Origin of the sequence: Rhodococcus sp. WWJCD1 (assembly GCF_002258735.1) — a bacterium.
Lineage (GTDB): Bacteria > Actinomycetota > Actinomycetes > Mycobacteriales > Mycobacteriaceae > Rhodococcoides.
The window spans coordinates 25,192-42,844 of the sequence record NZ_NOXY01000033.1 but is presented as its reverse complement, the minus strand read 5'-3'; the positions used below and the strand labels follow the sequence as shown (position 1 = coordinate 42,844).

The window sequence follows — 17,653 nt, the reverse complement described above, 5'->3', positions numbered from 1 at the left end:
GTGACGGGGTAACACATGGGAATCCTCCTGGTACGAGTAGGTCGAAAGTCAGGCCGGAACGTGGGTTTCGGCCCACGCGTCGTATCCGCCGAACAGATCCGAGACATCCTCGAATCCCTGCGCTCGGAGCAAGGATGCGGCCACGCTCGAGCGCCATCCTCCGGCGCAGTGCATCACGATCGGTTTACCGGTCGGCACCTGATCGAGGCGAGTTCGCAACTGTGCCAGCGGGATCGGGATCGCTCCCGGTATCGTGCCGAAGTCGCGCTCACCCGGGTTGCGAATGTCTATGAGTGTCACCTCCTCCGCAGCGAGCATCAGGTCGAGCTGCTCGACAGTGGTGCGCGGTGCCGTCTCGACCAACGTCGCCAGCTCGGTTGGAAACGCACCGTCACGGCCGATTCCGAGGTATCCGGTCACGTTGTCGGATCCGATTCGGGCCAACCGCAGCGCTGCCTCCTGCTCTTCGCCCGGATATGCGATGAGCAGGATACGACCACCGACCTCCGCGACCATGCCGCCGGTCTCGGCGAAGCGACCGTCGAACCCCACGTTGATCGATCCGCGCAGATGACCGGCAGCGAAGTCGTCCACACTTCGTGCGTCGAGCACTCGAGTGCCGGCGGCGAGCTCGTCTCGGACCTCGCCCGGCGTCAGCGCAGGGATCGTACGGCTCGGAGACAGCAGTGGGTGCACCTGCTTGTTCATCGCGGCGTCGGCGGAGAAGTACGACGGCGCGGCCGGTTGACCGTCGGTGACGAGCGCAACGAACGCACCCTCGGTCATCGGCTGCACCGACGGGTTGCTCGCGCGTTGTTCACCGATGGTGGATGTGAGCTCGGTGGACAGGTTCTTTCCACAGGACGATCCTGCACCGTGGGCGGGCATGACGACGACTTCGTCGGGCAGCGTCAGCAGCTTCTCGTGGATCGTCGAATACATCGCACGGGCCAGGTCTGTGGTGGAGCCATCTCCGAGATTGACCAAGTCCGGACGTCCGACATCTCCGATGAAGAGGGAATCACCGGTCAGGACCGCGGTGGGTGTCGCGCCGGGGCGCTCCCGAACCAGCACCGAGATCGACTCCCAGGTGTGACCGGGCGTCGAGAGGATTTCGAGTTCGACGTCGCCGAGGGACAACCGCTCCCCGTCGCGCAGTCGCCGGATCGGGTAGTCGGTCTCGGCTGCCTCGCCGAAGCCGATCCAGGCACCGGTCGCGTCGACCAGTTCGAGGTGCCCCGAAACGAAGTCGGCATGGAAGTGAGTGTTGACGACCCCCTCGATGGTGAGTCCGTACTCGGCGGCGTCGTCGAGATACTCGGCGATGTCGCGACGCGGATCGACGACGATCGCACGTCCGGTGGTCTCGTCACCGATCAGATACGAAGCGTGGGAAAGACATTCGAGGTAGTACTGCTCGAGGATCACGGATTCCTCCATCTTGCTGTCGCCAGGCGCGATTCACGGGGCGATAGACACAGTGTGTAATACCCCCTAGGGTATGTCAAGTACCCCCTGGGGTATGGCAACGACTCTACGAAACGAAGTGATTGCACGATGACAGTGGCTCTGGCGCTCGGGTTCGGCGCAGTGATCGGAATTCTCCTCGGCCTACTCGGTGGAGGCGGATCCATTCTTGCGGTCCCGGTGTTGGTGTTCGCCCTGGGCCTCGGCGTAGAGGAAGCGATCCCCATCTCGCTGATCGTCGTCGGTACCGCCTCGGCGGTGGGAGTGATACCGAAGCTGCGAGCCCGCCGCGTCGAATGGCGACTGGCGGCCGTGTTCGCTGCGACCGGCATTCCAGCGACCTTCGCCGGCAGCGCACTCGGCCGGTTGCTTCCGGAGAGGATCTTGCTGCTCGGCTTCGCAGCCGTGATGGTTGCCGCAGGAGCTCGAATGCTCGCCGAGCGAGGAGATATCGGAACAGCCTGCAAGACATCGGCATCGGGCATCAACTGGAGACACTGCGCTCCACGTTCGATTCCAGCCGGCCTTGCTGTGGGATTCATGACCGGGCTGTTCGGCGTCGGAGGCGGCTTCCTCATCATTCCAGTGCTCGTGCTGATGCTCGGCATCGAGATGTCGGTCGCGGTCGGCACCTCGTTGGTCATCATCGTCGCCAACTCCGTCGCAGGCCTGTTCTCACATCTGAGCGGTACCACCATCGACTGGTCGATCACCTTCGCCTTCGCAGGCACTGCGATAGTCGGCTCCCTTCTGGCCGCGCACTTCGGAACTCGGGTCGATACCGCACGCCTGCAACGCCTGTTCGCCTACCTGGTGTTCGCCGTGGCCGGGTACGTCGTCATCGACGCGGCGTTTCTGAGCTGACCTCGATATCGTCCGGCCCCATGTCGAGCCGGAACGGTGGGTATTCGTCGGTCATCAAGGCCGCATAAGCCGCGACGCGAAACACCCACCGGTTGATGCCGAGCACCAGGTCGAACAGGCCTCGCGGATAGCGACCGGTGAACAGAAGCGTGATTCCGGCGATGAGGACGAGCACACCGAGGACGGAGCCGAACAGATACGGCTGACCAGTGGGGCCCGCGTCCCCGCTACCGGCCAACCGGAAGCCTGCATACCAGCCGCCGGCCAGCAGGGAGAGCACGAGGTAGTGCGGTATCGCCAGCAGCCACCACTTGATCAATACTTTGCCGCGCGAGAGCCTTTCGGGGTACTCCACCGTAAGGTCGGCCGGATAGTCCGCGTGATGCAGGGTGAAGGGTGGGTATCGATCGGTCCCCAGCGCCGAGTACGAGTAGAACTGGACCCGCCACACCCATCGGAGAACGCCGACATTGAAGTGGAACAGCCCGCGCGGATACCTTCCGGTGAACAGGATCGCCACGCCGGCAACGAATGTAGTGACGACAAACCCTGCCGCGAGGAACAACAAGACGATGTAATGTGGCACGGCCAGAAGCCATTTGACGATCCACAGTCCCCGGGACAGAGACACGGGACGTGTGCCGGTGAGCACCACCGGATATCGAGAATGTTCGGTAGCGCTGAGCAGGGCGTGAGGTTCGTCGAGTGGTTCCGATTCCGCGACGGTCTCGGGAGCGGCACGCTTCCCGAGACCGGCTGCGCCGAACACGATGGATCCGACGCCGAGCACCAGAAGGATCGCCGACGCTGCAAGTACGGATGCCGCCACCGGTCCGAGTGATTGCACTCGAACGCCTGCGCTCACGTCCACGTCGACGCCGGCGCTACCGTCGGCATTCATGACGACCAACGTCCACGAGCCACCCTGTGGCTTCCACTCCAGTTGTGTTGTGCCAGTGCCGGTCGAGCTGGCCGACCACCATGGCTGATCCAGCGGTGAAGCGGCGGTGCCGTTACCGGGGACCGTGTCGTATCGAGCCCGGAAGGGAGCGAACTCGACATCGGTGACCACGGTGTGCGCCACACCGCGAAGGTAGTCGCGGACATCAGCCGTGGGCGCGATCCCGATCAACACCTCGCGAGCGGGATCGGACGACGTGACCCGAGCCGAGACCGTCACCCTGTCCGACACCTGCGGGTCGATCGAATCGACAAGGGCGACGTCCTCGGACACGAGCGCCCTCGAGGCTGTCGTCAGTGGTGCAGTCGGCAAACTGATTCGCCCCTCGTCGTCCTGCGCTACGTAACCGAAGAACAGAAGTACGCCGACACCGAGCACAGCGAAGGCGACGAGTGACACCACACATCCGATGACGAGTGCGAAAACTCTGTTGATTCCCATAACGGGCCCTTCGGTCGGTACAACTCGTGCGGTGGGGTCATCGGGCAGCGTGGACGACGCTACGAGGCCGCACGGGAGGACAGAGGGGCCTTCGGTAACAGGCTTGCCGACGAAAGGCCCTACATCGCTCAATCCGCTCCGGGCACGCTCGAGGGAGGAACTCTTCCCGTCCACGACCGCGAGGTAGCCGATCTTCATGACCATCACCGACGCAGGACCGACCACCCCGCTGTTGAACGACGAACTGACATCCGTCGCCTCGATGCTCACCGCGAGGTTTCCCGATCTGACGCGCGCGACCGTCGAGGATGCAGTCCGCACCACCTACGACCGGCTGAATGCAACCGCTCGCGTTAGTGGCCACCTGATTCCGCTGACGTCCAATCGTGCCCGGGTAGAGCTCGACCGCCTACGAGCCGAGCGTGCAATCGATGACGACCTGGAGGCCGTCTCGGCCCGGATACGCCGCACCCTGCCGCCCATGGCGGGACGATCATGGTGAGCACAGAGCCGCGACCGCTGCCCGCACAAACCCCGATCGCTTCGGCAGACGCCGCTCCCGGATTCTGGGCGAAAGAGGACTGGGGTGACATCGTCGTCGCACTCGACGGCACCCAGAAGTCTCGCGCCGCACTGTCGTGGGCTGCAGGTCTGGCATCGGTCACCGGGGCACGTATTCGGCTCGTGCACGCGCTGACACCCCGGGGATCGACGCGGTCGTCGGTGCGACTACACGGTCGACGTCTTCTCCGATCTGCTCGCAGTGAGCTCTTCTGCCTCGATCCCCGGATCACGATCGATTCGATTCTGACGGACGACCCGATTGCGTCGGTTCTCGGCGCACTGTCGCACACTGCTGATCTACTCGTCATCGGCGGTCACGAATCGGGCCCGATTCGCGATGTACTGTTCGGCCGCAACGCAACTCGTATCGTTGCAGAATCGGCGTGTCCGGTTCTGGTGTGGCGCCCGCAGCACCCAGATGTCACGCCGGATTCTCCGGTTGTCGTCGGCGTGGACCTTTCGGACTCCTGCACCCGAGCGATCGAGGCCGCCTTCTGGTTCGCCGACGCACTCGAGGTCCCGCTCACCGCGCTGCACGTCGGTTCGCCTCACTATCGGTCCGCCGCGAAAGATACTGGACTGGAGCAGATTCGAGCACTCAAGTGGCTGGGCGGACGCGTCGACGCCGCTGCGTCCGTGCATCCCACGGTCGCCGTGCATCTGCATCTGCTCGACGCGTCCGCAGAGCACGAGCTACGACTCGCATCGACTACTGCACACCTGCTCGTGGTGGGCAGCCGCGGGACCGTTCCATGGACGGGTCCCTTCACCGGGTCGATCGGCCAGTCGCTGGTGCACGCGTCGGGCGGTCCGATCCTCGTGGTGCGCTGAGTCCTCGTACTGCCGACAGCCCCGGCTCATCGGGACCTTGTGCCCTTACGGATGTGTTACTCGACGCCGGAGACTCGTGGAAGACGAATTCAATTCAGGTAGGAGTAGGTGACGGGGCATGTTCACAGAACTTGTTCATCGGTGGTGGCGACGAAATCCGTGGGTCTCCAATCCATTGATGCGACTGCCCGACAGAATCGAACGAACGGCAGTCGTCGTCGGTGTCGCGGTACTTCTGCTGCTGATTCCCGTCGCCGCAACAATCGGTTCGGTGACCTACAGCGACCTGTCGCTGCGGTCGCAACAGCAACGGGCACAGTACGTTCTGGTCGACGCCCGTGTCATCGACGCCACGAAATCCGCTCGGCCAGATACCGACGGCGTCACGACCGTGGCCGGTACCGCGATCGTGCAGTGGAGCGCGCCGGACGGGTCACTGCGCTCGGGGGCAACCGACGTACCCTCGGCGCTACGAATCGGTGACACGACTCCGATCTGGCGTGATGCGGACGGGAATCTCGTGCGCGCCCCCGACACTGCTGCCGGTGCCGTCGTCAACGGTGCTGCCACCGCCGTGTTCGTGTGGTTTCTCGGGGCAGTCGTCATCGCCGGCCTTGTCTACCTCACCTCTGCGGCAGGTGAACGTTCACGAATGCGGCAGTGGGACAGAGACTGGCAACGCTTTCTACAGGCCCGCGATCATCCCTCACGTTAGTGCCGTCAAACCTTTTCCCAACACCATTCGAAGGATGAACCATGCCTGCAGTCGTCGAGTGCGATCCGTCAGGTCCGACGGCCGTCGGTGCCGCACTGATCCACGAAACGCACAGTGCTTATGTTTTTCTACTCGGTGATGTCGTCTACAAGATGAAGAAGCCGATCGAAACCGAATTTCTCGACTTTCGTACGGTCGATTCCCGATGGACCGCGTGCGACCGGGAGTTCACGCTCAATTCTCGATTCGCGCCCGATGTCTATATCGGAATCGCCGAGCTCACCGATCCGAACGGCGGGCCCGCCGAACCACTGTTGAAGATGCGTCGTCTGCCCGACTCCACTCGACTGTCCACTCGCGCTGCAGCCGGCGATGATATCGGTACTGTCATCGACCTGATCGCGCGTACGATCGCGGTCGCCCACCAGACCAGCCACCGAGGCACCCGCATCGACGACGAAGGCAAACAGAGCGCTCTCGACGAGCGGTGGCGCAACAACATCCGCGAACTGCGTGTCCTGGCGATCGGCGTCCTCGACACCGCACTGGTCGACCGACTCGAACGTCTTTCCTCGCGCTACGTCGCCGGCCGCAGTGCCCTCTTCGATCATCGGATTTCTCGGGGCTGCATTGTCGACGGTCACGGCGACCTTCTCTCGGACGACATCTTCTGTCTGCCGGACGGTCCCCGAATACTGGACTGTCTCGACTTCGACGACCGACTTCGCTTTCTCGATGGAATCGACGACGTCGCCTGCTTGGCGATGGATCTGGAATTTCAGGGCCGCCCCGATACGGCGCGACGCTTCGTGGCGTCGTACCTCGAGGCGACCGAGGACAATCCTCCTTGCTCTCTGATCGATCACTACATCGCCTACCGCGCCACCGTGCGCGCCAAGGTGGCCTGCCTTCGCTTTCATCAGGGTCATCCGTCTTCGCAGACCGACGCGCTCGCCCACGTGCAACTCGCGCTGGACCACCTGGCGTCGTCGGCGGTTACCGTCACGTTGGTGGGAGGCCTGCCGGGCACCGGCAAGAGCACGGTGGCAGCCGCACTCGCGGAACGTACCGGGGCGGTGGTGCTGTCGAGCGATGTGGTGCGCAAGGAGAGCGCTGGGCTCGACCCGCAGTCTCCGCATCCGGCGGCCGTCGGATGCGGGCTCTATACCGCCGAGAGAACAGCAGCCACCTATTCCGAGCTGATGCATCGCGCGCACGAGCAGGTAACGATGGGCCGTTCGGTCGTCATCGACGCAACGTGGAACGAGAAGCAGACGCGGGAGCAGGCGCGGACCCTTGCCGTCACCACGCACAGTGATTTCGTCGAGCTCGAATGTCGAGTTCCGAAAAGTATTGCCGTAGAACGTATCGCGACCCGTCCGCGGGGAGCGTCGGATGCATCCACCCACGTGTACGACGCCATGGCCGGCTCCCGATGCCCTTGGCCGAGTGCATCCGTGATCGACACTGCCGGAACCGTTACCCAATCACTCGCTGCTGCGTGCATTCGATGACACATTCGAACGCGGAATTCGGAAGGGCATGGCGCACAACGGTCCCAGGGTCGGTGGACAACAGTCCGCTACAGCTCGTAGAAGAACGCCGTCCGATTCCGGGACCAGCAGAACTGTTGGTCTCGGTGCAGGCCTGCGGGGTATGCCGGACGGACCTGCACGTCGTCGAGGGCGATCTTCCGGTGCACGCCCCTCACGTCGTCCCCGGGCACGAGATCGTGGGGGTCGTGTCCGCCGTCGGGGTCGATTCGGTCACCAGTTTCCACGTGGGCGACCGCGTGGGCATCCCGTGGCTTCGGCACACATGTGGAACCTGCTCGTTCTGCACCGCAGGGAAGGAGAATCTCTGTACCCGATCTCGTTACACCGGTTGGGATCACGACGGAGGCTTCGCAGAGTGGGCGGTTGTTCCCGCTGACTACGCTCTCGCGGTGCCGGACGGATACCGCACCGATGAACTCGCTCCCCTGTTGTGTGCGGGCATCATCGGCTACCGAGCACTGCTGCTTGCCGAGCTCCCCGAGAACGGGATACTCGGCCTCTACGGATTCGGGGGCAGCGCACATATCGTCGCCCAGCTTGCTCGCTCGACCGGAGCCACGGTGCACGTGATGACCAGAGATCCTGTCGCTCGCGAGCTCGCACTGTCCCTGGGTCTCGATTCCGCGCAGGACACGTTCGCTGCGCCTCCACAGCAGCTGGATGCAGCCATCGTGTTCGCTCCGCTCGGCGAGATCGTCCCCGCGGCGCTCGCGGCACTCGTCCCGGGCGGAACTGTCGTTCTGGCCGGCATATACATGACCGACGTTCCGATGCTGAACTACCAGCAGCACCTGTTCCACGAAAAGCGTTTGCGCAGTGTCGAAGCGAACACCAGAGAGAATGCACGGGCATTCCTCGAGATCTGCGGTCGAATCCACCTGACGGTGCAGACCACGGTCTACCCGTTCGATCGCGTGCCGGAAGCCCTACGCGACCTGCGACACGGCCGATTCGCCGGTACCGCGGTCGTCGTGATGTGACCGGTGTAAGAAGTGCCGAGTGTCCTCGAAAGGAGAGCATTTGTACCGATGTCGAGACTCGTGTCGAGTCGTACGCTGAGGACTGTCGTCCGGTAGATCGTCGACACGAAATACTCACGTTCGAGGAGACGATGACATGACCGATCTCGACATTGAATTCCGCTCCGCCGGCATCGACTACGAACGAGCACTCATGTGCAGCCCGTTGGCTGCACAATTGCGCGTGGTCGATCGTCGAATACAGTCGATGATGGACGAGCAGGGGGCTCTGCACCCTCGAGACCTGGTTGCGTCGGCTTTGCCGTCGAGTCGACGCCCGAGCCTGAACTCTGCCTGACGTCGTCGCGGTCGCATGACCTTCGAGACGCTTGCCCTGTGTGCCGCTGTGGGATTGTTCGGCCCACTGCTGGCGCTGCCGCGCGGGCTTCGGATACCCGTCGTCATCGGAGAACTCGTCGCCGGAATTGCCATCGGCCACACCGGCTTCGGCGTCATCGATCCGAGTGAACAGACACTGAGCTTCCTGGCGCAGGTGGGGTTTGCGCTTGTCATGTTCGTGGCCGGCAGCCAGGTTCCCATTCGTGACCCGCGACTACGGGTCGGCCTCCGGGTAGGCGCTGTGCGGGCTGTGGCCGTCGGGCTGCTGGCCACCGCGCTCGGCTGGGCCGTCTCCGCCGCATTCGATTCACCACACCTCGGTCTCTACGCGGTGCTGATGGCTTCGTCCTCGGCCGCGGTCATCATGCCGATCGTCGAGTCCAGCAAGACGGCCACACCCGGGCTGATGTCCCTTCTGCCTCAGATCGCGCTTGCCGACGCAGTCTGTATCGTCGCGCTGCCCCTCGTGATCGATCCACCGCGCGCCGTCCCCGCCGCGCTCGGATCGGCGGCGGTCATCGCAACTGCCGGCCTGATCTTCGTTGTCCTGCGCCACTTCGACCTCACCGGACTGCGCCGCCGAATCCACCACGCCTCTGCCCAGCGCAAGCTCGCGCTCGAATTGCGCCTCAACCTGGTTCTGCTGTTCGGCCTCGCGGCCCTTGCGGTCCACACTCACGCGTCGGTGATGCTCGCCGGCTTCGGTTTCGGTCTGGCCGTCGCCGCAATCGGAGAACCGAGACGTCTGACGAAACAACTGTTCGCCATCACCGAAGGTTTTCTGGGGCCACTGTATTTCGTCTGGCTCGGAGCGTCCCTCGATCTGCGTGCCTTGGGCAGTCATCCGGGCATGATCGTGCTGGGACTCGTATTGGGAGGCGGTGCCGTGGCAGTGCACGTTGCCATGCGCCTGACCGGCCAACCCGCCGGACTCGGGATACTCGCGGCAGCCCAACTCGGCGTTCCGGTTTCGGCAGTGACACTCGGCGCGCAAAGCGGCGTCCTGGCTCCCGGTGAGGGCCCGGCCATCGTGCTCGGAGCCCTGGTGACCATCGCGGCGGCGGGCGCAGCCGCGCGGGTATCGGCCCGTCGCGCAGTCTGACTCCTACGGTCCGCGGCGGCGCAAGGCATTTGGGTGTTTCGAGTTACCCGAGGTGGGGAATGTGGGTCGTGGAACGATCGGCACGACGCGAAACGGATCACGACGATGACAGATGACCAGGTCTGGCGCCTCAAGGGTGCGTGCATCGACGACATGGATGCCTACGACTCGCAGCAACTCCCCCGCCATGGACGCAAGCGCGCAGAAAAGGCATGGCGACTGTGCGCCGATTGCCCGGTGTTGCGCAACTGCGCGGAGCAGACGGCGCGCGATATCGAGTCGGGTCGCATTCCGGTCGGCGTTGTGGTCGCCGGTGCCGCTTACCACGACAATGCGAGCAACGGTCGCCGGACCGATGCGTACCGCACTCTCGAATTCTTGATCGGACGACCGCTGTCCAACCCTGCCGCCTGATCACCCAGTCGTTCGATAACACTGCGGTCACGGAAAGCTACGAATTCGGTAACGCCAACAGCTCTGTTCGACGCGAATTCGGTGTGTCTTATCATGCCTGACCTGCGTCGGAACAAGTTGCGCAACAATGCTTCCATGACCGCAGCGCACGTAACCCACTTCGGGCTGCCGGACGATGTTCAGAGGGCACTCTCGCAGCGAGCACCGATAGAACAGGCGAAGGGAATGTTGATGGCAATACATCGCATTTCTGCCGACGCGGCGTTCGCTCTGCTCGTCGACCGATCGCAGGACAGCAATCGAAAGCTTCGCGATATCGCGCAGGAATTGGTGGACAGAGCCTCGACCGAACGGTAATAGCTGAGTCGACCCCGTACGCTGCTTTTTCAACGTACGGGGCCTGAGCAATGCGGCAGTCCGGACTACTTCATTACCTGCTGACCGGTATGCCCTGCCCTGGCTGCCCGAAACATCCCTTCCGGCAGCGCCGTCACGGGTATGTCAGAAGCGCGCGAGAATTGCACGCGCACAACGGACTACGGTCGCTCGGTCGTACGACATCACGTAGTCGAATTCACGGTCTGCGTCGGCCTCACCACGGTGCAGGTCGATGGCAGCGAGCACTCCGCAGAAGTGTGGTCCGAGCACCACCACGTTCCACTCCTCGACGAGCGAGTCCGTCGGATCGAGAGGCGCATGCACGATGCCGCCCTCTTGCACGTATCCCATCCCGACCCCGTAGACGCCGGCATACGAGATCTGCTCGGCCATCGACACCCAGCGTGCACGGCTGGTGGGAGTGAAGTGTTCGGCCCTCTGAAAAGTGCCGAGTACCAACGTTTCCGGTCCTGCCGATGCAGCCTGCATCTCGAGCGACGTGCTCATCGCGACCAACAGGCGCTTGGTGCTTCGCGTGGCGTTCTTTCCCGCGGATGCGATGGCGTACGGCGATTCCAGAGCGACCGCGGGCGTGCTCCAGGTGGGGAACGGAGGCATCACCTCGGCGGCGTCGGCCGGAAGCTCGTCGGTCGACTGCGCGGCCGGGTACAGCTCGCCCACCCCGTACGTCGCACCGAGTCCGAGCGCGCGGCTCCGATGCAGCGCCGTGTCGACGCCGCTGGCGACGACAACCGCTCCCGTTCGTTCCACCTGAGCAGACACGGCGTGGGCGGTTCGCGCGGTGGACAGGTCGGGACGTGCGGACACCATCGTTCCCGCCAGGATGATCACGTCCGGTTCGATGAGAGGGAGGAGCGTCATCGACTGTGGCCGACGACCGACATCGTCTACGGCGACGACCTTGCCGTCGCGCCGGGCCTTGTCGATCGCCGCGAGAGTACGAGCCGGGCTGTCCACGAGCGCCGCTTCGGTGACGACGACGATGTCGCGGCGAAGTTGCTCTTCGGTGGCGGAGTCGATGGCGGCGAGCGAATCGACATCCATCGAGACGAGCATCGGCAATCGCACCGACTGCTCGAGTCGAGCGACCCCCCATGCCAGGGCGTCGAGCTCACGCTTGGCGTCCATGGCCCTGGCCGCACGCTTGAGTGCGTCGGCGGAGGCAAGTGGACCGTTCTCGGGCCCACGCAGCTGCACTTCGATCGCTGCGAGCGCGCCGTTGTCCAGCCGACAGACCGGGGCGAAATACGGCTGCACCGTCAACTCTCCCGTGTCCGTGTCGACTGCGGATCCTGCTTCGGCCAGCGCGAACGTCACACCACAGTTTGACACGAAAAATCGACCCCCGTCCGGCGGGGGTGGATACGTGTTTCAAACCCGACTTTCGTCGGTTTCTTTTCGCACTCACGATCGTGGACGACAGAGGTGTCGCGAACGACGTCGCAACTATCTCGTTTCGGTAACTTTGCATAACGTTCCGATAACGGGCACCGTACCCGGCGGCCATGCCTCCCCGGGCCCGTCGACGACCATAAACCGGGCCGAAAACCCATGACGGAGTGGACTTTCGAGGTTCGAGCCCAGTTTCATTACTATTGCGTACAACAAACGTACCGACCGTATTGTGACTTGTCACAGAGTTGAAATGAAACAATTCCGACATACGTTTCGTCGACCTAACGTCCCTCCTGGCGACCGGAGCTCCGGTGCCACCGGCTGCCCCGAGAGGGCTCCGGAGCCGCTTCTGGACTTGGAGGATCGATCGATGACGCTCAACCCGCCGACCCGCTCTCGTACACTCGCCGCCGTACTCGCCGCCGTTGCCATCACCGGAGCGACGGTCGGTGCCGCCAGCGCCGGTGCCGCCACCATCTCGCCTGCCGGCACCGCCTTCACTGCACCCGGAACAATCGTCGTGAGCACACCGGCCTCGTTCGGAGTGCCGGTGAGTTGCTCCATCAACCTCATCGGCACCACCAGCGCCGACGGCTCCTCGGCTTCGATCACGGACGCCAAGATCAGCGGTTCCAATCGTCTGTGCAATCTGCCGCAGCTCAAGAACCTGCCCTGGACCCTCACCCCCACCAGCGCCACCACCGGCGAAGTGTCCAACGTGGGCTTCTCGCTGGTCGGGTACAACTGCGGACCGGCAACCCTGGCCGGTTCGTTCGACAACATGACCAACACTCTGACGTCGACCAACCAGCCGATGTCCGGTAACTGCACGGTCAACAGCCTGTCGGTCCGGCCGAATCCGGCCTTCACCCTGTCCTGACGCTCGACCTCGTCCGAGAAACAACCCATCCTCGAAAAGGAAACTACGTGAAGATCCGCAACAAGACTGTCGTCACCATGGCGGCACTGGCATCGTCCGTCGCACTCGCAACGATGGTGGCCGCCCCGGCCAACGCTGCCGACACGCTTCCCATCACGTTCCAGGCAGACACGACTACGGTCATCGCCAAGACCGGTCAGCCGGTGGTGTTCCCGACGACCGACCTGGTCACCGACGTCGACCTCGTCGGCGGCACCGTCACCGGTTCGCTCGCCCTCCCGCAAGCGTCCGCCAACCTCAAGCTCGGCCCGGCGACGCTGGCGAAGTTCACCATCTCCATCGTCGACGCGACCCCGGTGTCCGGCACCCTCGTCCAGGGCGGACCCGCCGAGGCACCCACCTTGGATCTCGATGTTCAGCAGAGCTTCAAGATCCGAATCGATTCGGTGAAGCCGCTGGGTATCGACACCGGATCGGCAGGGTCGGCCTCACTCGATCTGATCCCCGTGGGTGCCAATTGCGTCACCGCGGAAACCACCGCCAACCTCACCGGTTCGCTCGATGCCATCGATCTGATCCAGAACAACCAGACCGACTCACATGTCAAGGGCACCTACACGATTCCGCAGTTCCAGAACTGTGGCGCGTTCACCTCGGTGCTCAACGCCATCATCGCCGGCCCCGGCAACACCCTCGACGTGCACCTGACCAACCCGGTCTTCGACGTCGGCACACAGTCCGCGATCGCAGCCGAGGTTGCCCGCTAGAGGTAACAGCAGACACTCGCGGCGTCGACCGGTTCCGGATTCGGAATCGGTCGGCGCCGTCACTGCCGTTCGTCCACGGCTCCATTCGGCAGTGAATGGTCCACGTACAGCGCGACGCGATCGCCGCCCAGCCTTTTCGCCTGGTACATCGCCTGATCGGCACGGCTCAGCAGATCGTTGATGTCGGCCTCGATGTCCCGCGCCTCGACAACCGCCTCCGCGACGCCCAACGAAGCGGTCAGCGGAGATCGATCCGTCTTGTCACACAGTCGGATTCGCAGTAAATCGGATCGTTCGATCACCGAATCGCGGTCGTCCACGCAGACGACCGCGAACTCTTCGCCGCCGAGTCGAACGGTGATCGCAGGCGCGGGAAAGGCCTCGAGAATTCGAGTCGCGGTCGTTCGTATGACGGAATCTCCGTGCTCGTGCCCGTACCTGTCGTTGACTGCTTTGAAATTGTCGATGTCGATCACCACTGCGGTGACCGAAGCGTCCGAACCGGATCGAAACTCCAGATTTCCGATCGCCGCATCGAATCCGCGCCGGTTCCGCATTCCGGTCAGGGGGTCGTAGAACGCGCCGGTGGCGTCGCGGCGCAGCAGCATGAGGAGCGGGTGGCAGATCAGAGGTGCCGAGAACATCACCAGGATCAGCATGATCAGGTAGAGGTTGGTCTGCAGACGCTGCTCCCGGCCGTCCACCAGGGCAGAGACGTAGAGTGCGGCCGTGGTCACCAGCGCGAACACGTGATGTGCGGTGAACAGTTTCGGGCCGTGAAATCCCACGACGTAGCTGCCCATGACGGTGAACAAAGCCGCCATGGGCAGAATCTCCGACGGCCCGTCCACGCTGAGCAGAACCGCGGCGAGCACGATATCGGCGTACAGCACGAATGCGATCGACATCTGCCATTTCGGCCAGCCGCCGATCAACCAGGCCGAACCCACCGGAAATGTCGTGATGACGGTGAACCACAAGGCCCAGCGACCGAGAGTGCTGTCTCCGAGCCCCGGAATGGTCAGGGCGATCGCCGCGGCAGTGCCGTACAGCCAGCAGAAGATCCCGATGAGAACCCTGGTGATGGACAATCCACGTTGCGACCGCGCGTACGCGACGTTCCACCCGTAGTCGACCGGGAGCGACCACCATTGGCGGAGACTGTTCACTGTGAAGAGCGGCTTTCCTCGTATCCGGACCTGGATCGACAAGTCAACCACAGACGAAACCACCCGGTCTGCGAAGTCGTGACTTCCCGACGTAGGGCTAACCGCGCATACCGTCGGCCAACTCGAGCACCCTGCCCGCGTACGTGACCACAAACGCGTCGAGCGCTTGCTGGGACAGTTCGGGGCACCCGGCTCTCCGGAAGAAGTGCTCGAGATCCACCAGCCGATCCCCCAGTCCGACGCGCCGATGATCCAACGCCTCGAGCTCGATCACCACCGCCTCGAGTTCCTTCGCTTTGCGCATTACGTCGTCCATCGGATCACCGTCCACTTCACGGGAGCTGTGCACAGATTGGGCGGCGGAGCCGGGCTTCCCTCCCAGCCCCGCCGACCGCAACACTACGCTTTATCGAACACGTGTGCGAGTCGATTCGCGGCGGCGGTTTGTACCACTCATCCTGTGCACAATCCGAGAAGGTGGCCTACAGTCTGTGACATGCTCCAGATGAGGGGTCCGAACGGGGTTCGACCGCCAGGCTCGACACATCCAATCTACGTGGCGCTCTTAGCAATCCTCACGATTGCTGTGGTCGTTCTGGTCATCCTGGCAATCCATGAGGGCCGCCTCTGACCGCGGATCTCGTTGTCCGTTATCGACGCCTATCGGCGGGATCCCGCGTCCGACGGACGATCCTGAACCTCCTGGTCCGTCACTCCGGCGTCATCACCACCCGCGCGCCCGGGTCCGCAGCGAGCACCGCCGTTCGCAGCGTGCGCAGATAGGCGAGGTAAGCCGGGTATCCGCGCAGTTGTCGCGGGCCGATGGGCTCCACCGTTCCCATGCCGGGTTGCGATCACGAGCAGTCAGGGAAATCCACCTCTGTCGATACCGGAACCGATTGCGGCTGAACCGGTGCCGAAGCCTTGCCGTCGACGTTCGGTTCGACGAGGTTGTACTCGATGGTCTCGGTCCTACCCGGTTCGATGACGACCGGAACGTAGAACACCGGGTGGCCGCGTTCGGCGGCGGTCAGCAGGAACAGGGGCGTGCCGTTGATCGTCGCGTTCGTCAACGTTGCACCCTGAGTTGCGTACAGCGCTACCACCGATCGATTGGTTCCCGGCGGCCCGTCGTATCGAGTCGAATCGTTCTGTCTGCCTGCGATATACGTGGTGTAGTCCTGCAGGGGCGCATTGTTGGTGAGCTCCGCGACCACATGGGTGGTCCGCGTCGCGCCGTCACAGGTCTGCGCGGAGTAGGTGACCTTGCGCTGTAAGTAGTAGTCGAGCTTGCCGCCCGCACCGTTGTTCACCACCAGTGCGGCGTACGGGTCGGGGCTGTCCGATACTTCGTGACCGATCTTGGTGGGACCCAGAATCGATTGCAGTGCCGCGTCCGCGCTCCATACGGCGATGTGGCCTTCGCTGGCCGCCTTTCCGAGTGCTTCGAGAAGTGCGCGCGGCGACGCGATGTTGCCCTGCATCTTCGCGACGACCCTGGCGGCGATGTCCTGGAGGTACGCCTTGCGTGCGGAGTTGTCGTTCTCGAAGCGGAAGTAGGCGTCGGACTGCGTGATTCGTACGACGTTGGATCCATCGATCACTTCACCGTCGCTCATCGTGATCGGACCGACGACGTCGAGGATGTACCCGAGCGCAACCGGGTCGGTTGCCAGCGCCCCGTCGACACGCTCGCCGGTCTCCTGCTCCCACATCGACTGCCAGATCTGCCCGGCGTACGGGAAATGCGGGCTGACGTTGCTGTTCTGCCAATTCTGTGTCGGTTGGAAGCGAGTCTCGTAGGCATCGAAGAAGTCCGGACCGAGATCGATCGGGTCGTAGGGAATCCGGAGCTCGGCATTGCTGGCGAGCGAATCGACCGTCACCGTGCCGTCGACGGCACGCACGATCCCGAATCCGCCTATCAGTCCGCCGGTCCCTCGGGATTCCGACAGTGTCTGAAAAGCCATGAAGTAACTGCGCGGGCCGTCCGCCCCGAGTATCGCCGGAAGCACCTCGGCCGCGATGTCGGTGTTCGCCAACAGAGAGTTCAGCTCGTGCGTTCGATCCTGCAGCCGAGTCCGAGCGTCGGAGATCTGCGCGATGAACGTCGGTTCCCCGATCGCCTGCGACTGCGCATCGAGCTCGGCGGCCGCGGCGGCGGCCCGAGACAGCGCCGGCGAGGCGTCGCGCAGAGCACCGATGTCGATGGCACCGTCGGGTCCGCGCAGCTGACTCGGGTCCAGAGCGGTGCCCACCGCGACCGCCGGCGTCAGCACGTCGACTGTCAGACCGTGCACGACGTCGGCAATCCGAGAAACGACGTCCAGCGGTTGCCCCACATACGGAATTGCCGCAGCAGCGGTCCAGATCAGCGAGTCGGTGGCGTCCTTCGCGCGGGTCGATGTCCGCACCGCATCGTCGACGGAGTCCTCGGCCTTGCTCGTATCTCCTGCCAGCAGTGCAGTTTTCGCTGCTTGGGCGTATTCGTTGGCCTGGTTCAAGTTGGTGTACGCGGCGTTGACTGTGTATGCCAACCACGCGCCGAGGCCGAGAGCGACGACGACCAGCAGGCCGAAGCCCCCGAGGATGCGTCGATTCGTCTTCTTGGGCCGTCGGTGCCTGCTGCGACCGCGGGAGCTACGGCTGTCACCGTGCGGGTCATCGTTGTCATTGCTCATGGCGCGGTGGCGGTCTCCCTGTCTCGCGGCCAAGAGTACAAACGAGTCCCCCTCACCGCGACTCGACTCTCGGGCAGGCTGCGCCGGGA

19 protein-coding genes are annotated in these 17,653 nt (G+C 63.7%); 12 read left to right on the top strand and 7 right to left on the bottom strand.

Going from position 1 to position 17,653, the window contains the following annotated elements:
• Positions 1-48: 48 nt before the first annotated feature.
• Entirely contained in the window at positions 49-1,428 is a 1,380-nt protein-coding gene (locus CH286_RS26350; RefSeq protein WP_094610963.1) for a rhodanese-like domain-containing protein, read from the bottom strand.
• Between the two features lie 129 nt (positions 1,429-1,557).
• Here CH286_RS26350 and CH286_RS26345 point away from each other — a divergent pair, with 129 nt between their 5' ends.
• Positions 1,558-2,331 carry a sulfite exporter TauE/SafE family protein gene (locus tag CH286_RS26345; protein WP_094610853.1) on the top strand — a complete coding sequence of 258 codons (774 nt, stop codon included), beginning with the start codon at positions 1,558-1,560 and terminating at the stop codon, positions 2,329-2,331.
• Here the strand turns inward: CH286_RS26345 and CH286_RS28030 are convergent.
• The gene (locus tag CH286_RS28030; RefSeq protein WP_217902955.1) at positions 2,306-3,733 is read right to left on the bottom strand and encodes a DUF4389 domain-containing protein; all 1,428 of its coding nucleotides are present in this window, start codon (positions 3,731-3,733) and stop codon (positions 2,306-2,308) included. The two genes, CH286_RS26345 and CH286_RS28030, sit on opposite strands and share 26 nt — an antisense overlap.
• 196 nt (positions 3,734-3,929) lie before the next feature.
• Between CH286_RS28030 and CH286_RS27980 the strand changes: the two genes are divergently transcribed.
• The 9 genes from CH286_RS27980 to CH286_RS26295 all read left to right on the top strand — a co-directional run bounded on the left by CH286_RS27980 (position 3,930) and on the right by CH286_RS26295 (position 10,630).
• Complete coding sequence (locus CH286_RS27980) at positions 3,930-4,235, top strand: three-helix bundle dimerization domain-containing protein (RefSeq protein WP_176458358.1); 306 nt, start codon at positions 3,930-3,932, stop codon at positions 4,233-4,235.
• On the top strand, positions 4,229-5,128 hold the full coding sequence (locus tag CH286_RS26330; protein WP_094610851.1) for a universal stress protein: 900 nt from the start codon (positions 4,229-4,231) through the stop codon (positions 5,126-5,128). Before CH286_RS27980 ends, CH286_RS26330 begins: the two co-directional genes overlap by 7 nt.
• A 118-nt stretch (positions 5,129-5,246) precedes the next feature.
• The gene (locus tag CH286_RS26325; protein WP_094610850.1) at positions 5,247-5,843 is read left to right on the top strand and encodes an Rv1733c family protein; all 597 of its coding nucleotides are present in this window, start codon (positions 5,247-5,249) and stop codon (positions 5,841-5,843) included.
• 41 nt (positions 5,844-5,884) lie between these two features.
• Complete coding sequence (locus CH286_RS26320; RefSeq protein WP_094610849.1) at positions 5,885-7,357, top strand: bifunctional aminoglycoside phosphotransferase/ATP-binding protein; 1,473 nt, start codon at positions 5,885-5,887, stop codon at positions 7,355-7,357.
• A complete protein-coding gene (locus CH286_RS26315; RefSeq protein WP_094610848.1) occupies positions 7,354-8,379 on the top strand; it encodes a zinc-binding alcohol dehydrogenase family protein in 1,026 nt (341 codons plus the stop codon). Before CH286_RS26320 ends, CH286_RS26315 begins: the two co-directional genes overlap by 4 nt.
• A 136-nt stretch (positions 8,380-8,515) precedes the next feature.
• Positions 8,516-8,716: a hypothetical protein gene (locus CH286_RS26310; protein ID WP_094610847.1), complete on the top strand. Its 201-nt coding sequence runs from the start codon at positions 8,516-8,518 to the stop codon at positions 8,714-8,716.
• A gap of 15 nt (positions 8,717-8,731) precedes the next feature.
• On the top strand, positions 8,732-9,859 hold the full coding sequence (locus tag CH286_RS26305; protein ID WP_032405494.1) for a cation:proton antiporter: 1,128 nt from the start codon (positions 8,732-8,734) through the stop codon (positions 9,857-9,859).
• Positions 9,860-9,964: 105 nt separating this feature from the next.
• Entirely contained in the window at positions 9,965-10,273 is a 309-nt protein-coding gene (locus CH286_RS26300; protein WP_032405493.1) for a WhiB family transcriptional regulator, read from the top strand.
• A gap of 135 nt (positions 10,274-10,408) precedes the next feature.
• A complete protein-coding gene (locus CH286_RS26295; protein ID WP_080734223.1) occupies positions 10,409-10,630 on the top strand; it encodes an ANTAR domain-containing protein in 222 nt (73 codons plus the stop codon).
• A gap of 144 nt (positions 10,631-10,774) precedes the next feature.
• Here CH286_RS26295 and CH286_RS26290 read toward each other — a convergent pair whose 3' ends face one another.
• Positions 10,775-11,989 carry an EAL domain-containing protein gene (locus CH286_RS26290; RefSeq protein WP_094610846.1) on the bottom strand — a complete coding sequence of 405 codons (1,215 nt, stop codon included), beginning with the start codon at positions 11,987-11,989 and terminating at the stop codon, positions 10,775-10,777.
• Between the two features lie 448 nt (positions 11,990-12,437).
• Between CH286_RS26290 and praA the strand changes: the two genes are divergently transcribed.
• Both praA and CH286_RS26280 read left to right on the top strand, forming a co-directional pair.
• Entirely contained in the window at positions 12,438-12,947 is a 510-nt protein-coding gene (praA, locus tag CH286_RS26285; protein WP_094610845.1) for an alkane oxidation protein activator PraA, read from the top strand.
• A gap of 47 nt (positions 12,948-12,994) precedes the next feature.
• Positions 12,995-13,714, top strand: coding sequence for a hypothetical protein (locus CH286_RS26280; protein ID WP_094610844.1), 720 nt, complete (start codon positions 12,995-12,997; stop codon positions 13,712-13,714).
• 59 nt (positions 13,715-13,773) lie between these two features.
• On the opposite strand, the gene CH286_RS26275 is transcribed toward CH286_RS26280, so the two are convergent.
• The 4 genes from CH286_RS26275 to CH286_RS26265 form a co-directional block, all read right to left on the bottom strand.
• Positions 13,774-14,883, bottom strand: a complete 1,110-nt coding sequence (locus CH286_RS26275) for a GGDEF domain-containing protein (protein WP_094610843.1) — start codon at positions 14,881-14,883, stop codon at positions 13,774-13,776.
• Between the two features lie 97 nt (positions 14,884-14,980).
• The gene (locus CH286_RS26270; RefSeq protein WP_032376460.1) at positions 14,981-15,199 is read right to left on the bottom strand and encodes a hypothetical protein; all 219 of its coding nucleotides are present in this window, start codon (positions 15,197-15,199) and stop codon (positions 14,981-14,983) included.
• 394 nt (positions 15,200-15,593) lie between these two features.
• Positions 15,594-15,725 (bottom strand): hypothetical protein, encoded by a 132-nt coding sequence (locus tag CH286_RS28325; RefSeq protein WP_255182770.1) that lies wholly within the window; start codon positions 15,723-15,725, stop codon positions 15,594-15,596.
• A 12-nt stretch (positions 15,726-15,737) separates the two neighbouring features.
• Complete coding sequence (locus CH286_RS26265; RefSeq protein ID WP_094610842.1) at positions 15,738-17,564, bottom strand: DUF4012 domain-containing protein; 1,827 nt, start codon at positions 17,562-17,564, stop codon at positions 15,738-15,740.
• Positions 17,565-17,653 lie beyond the last annotated feature (89 nt).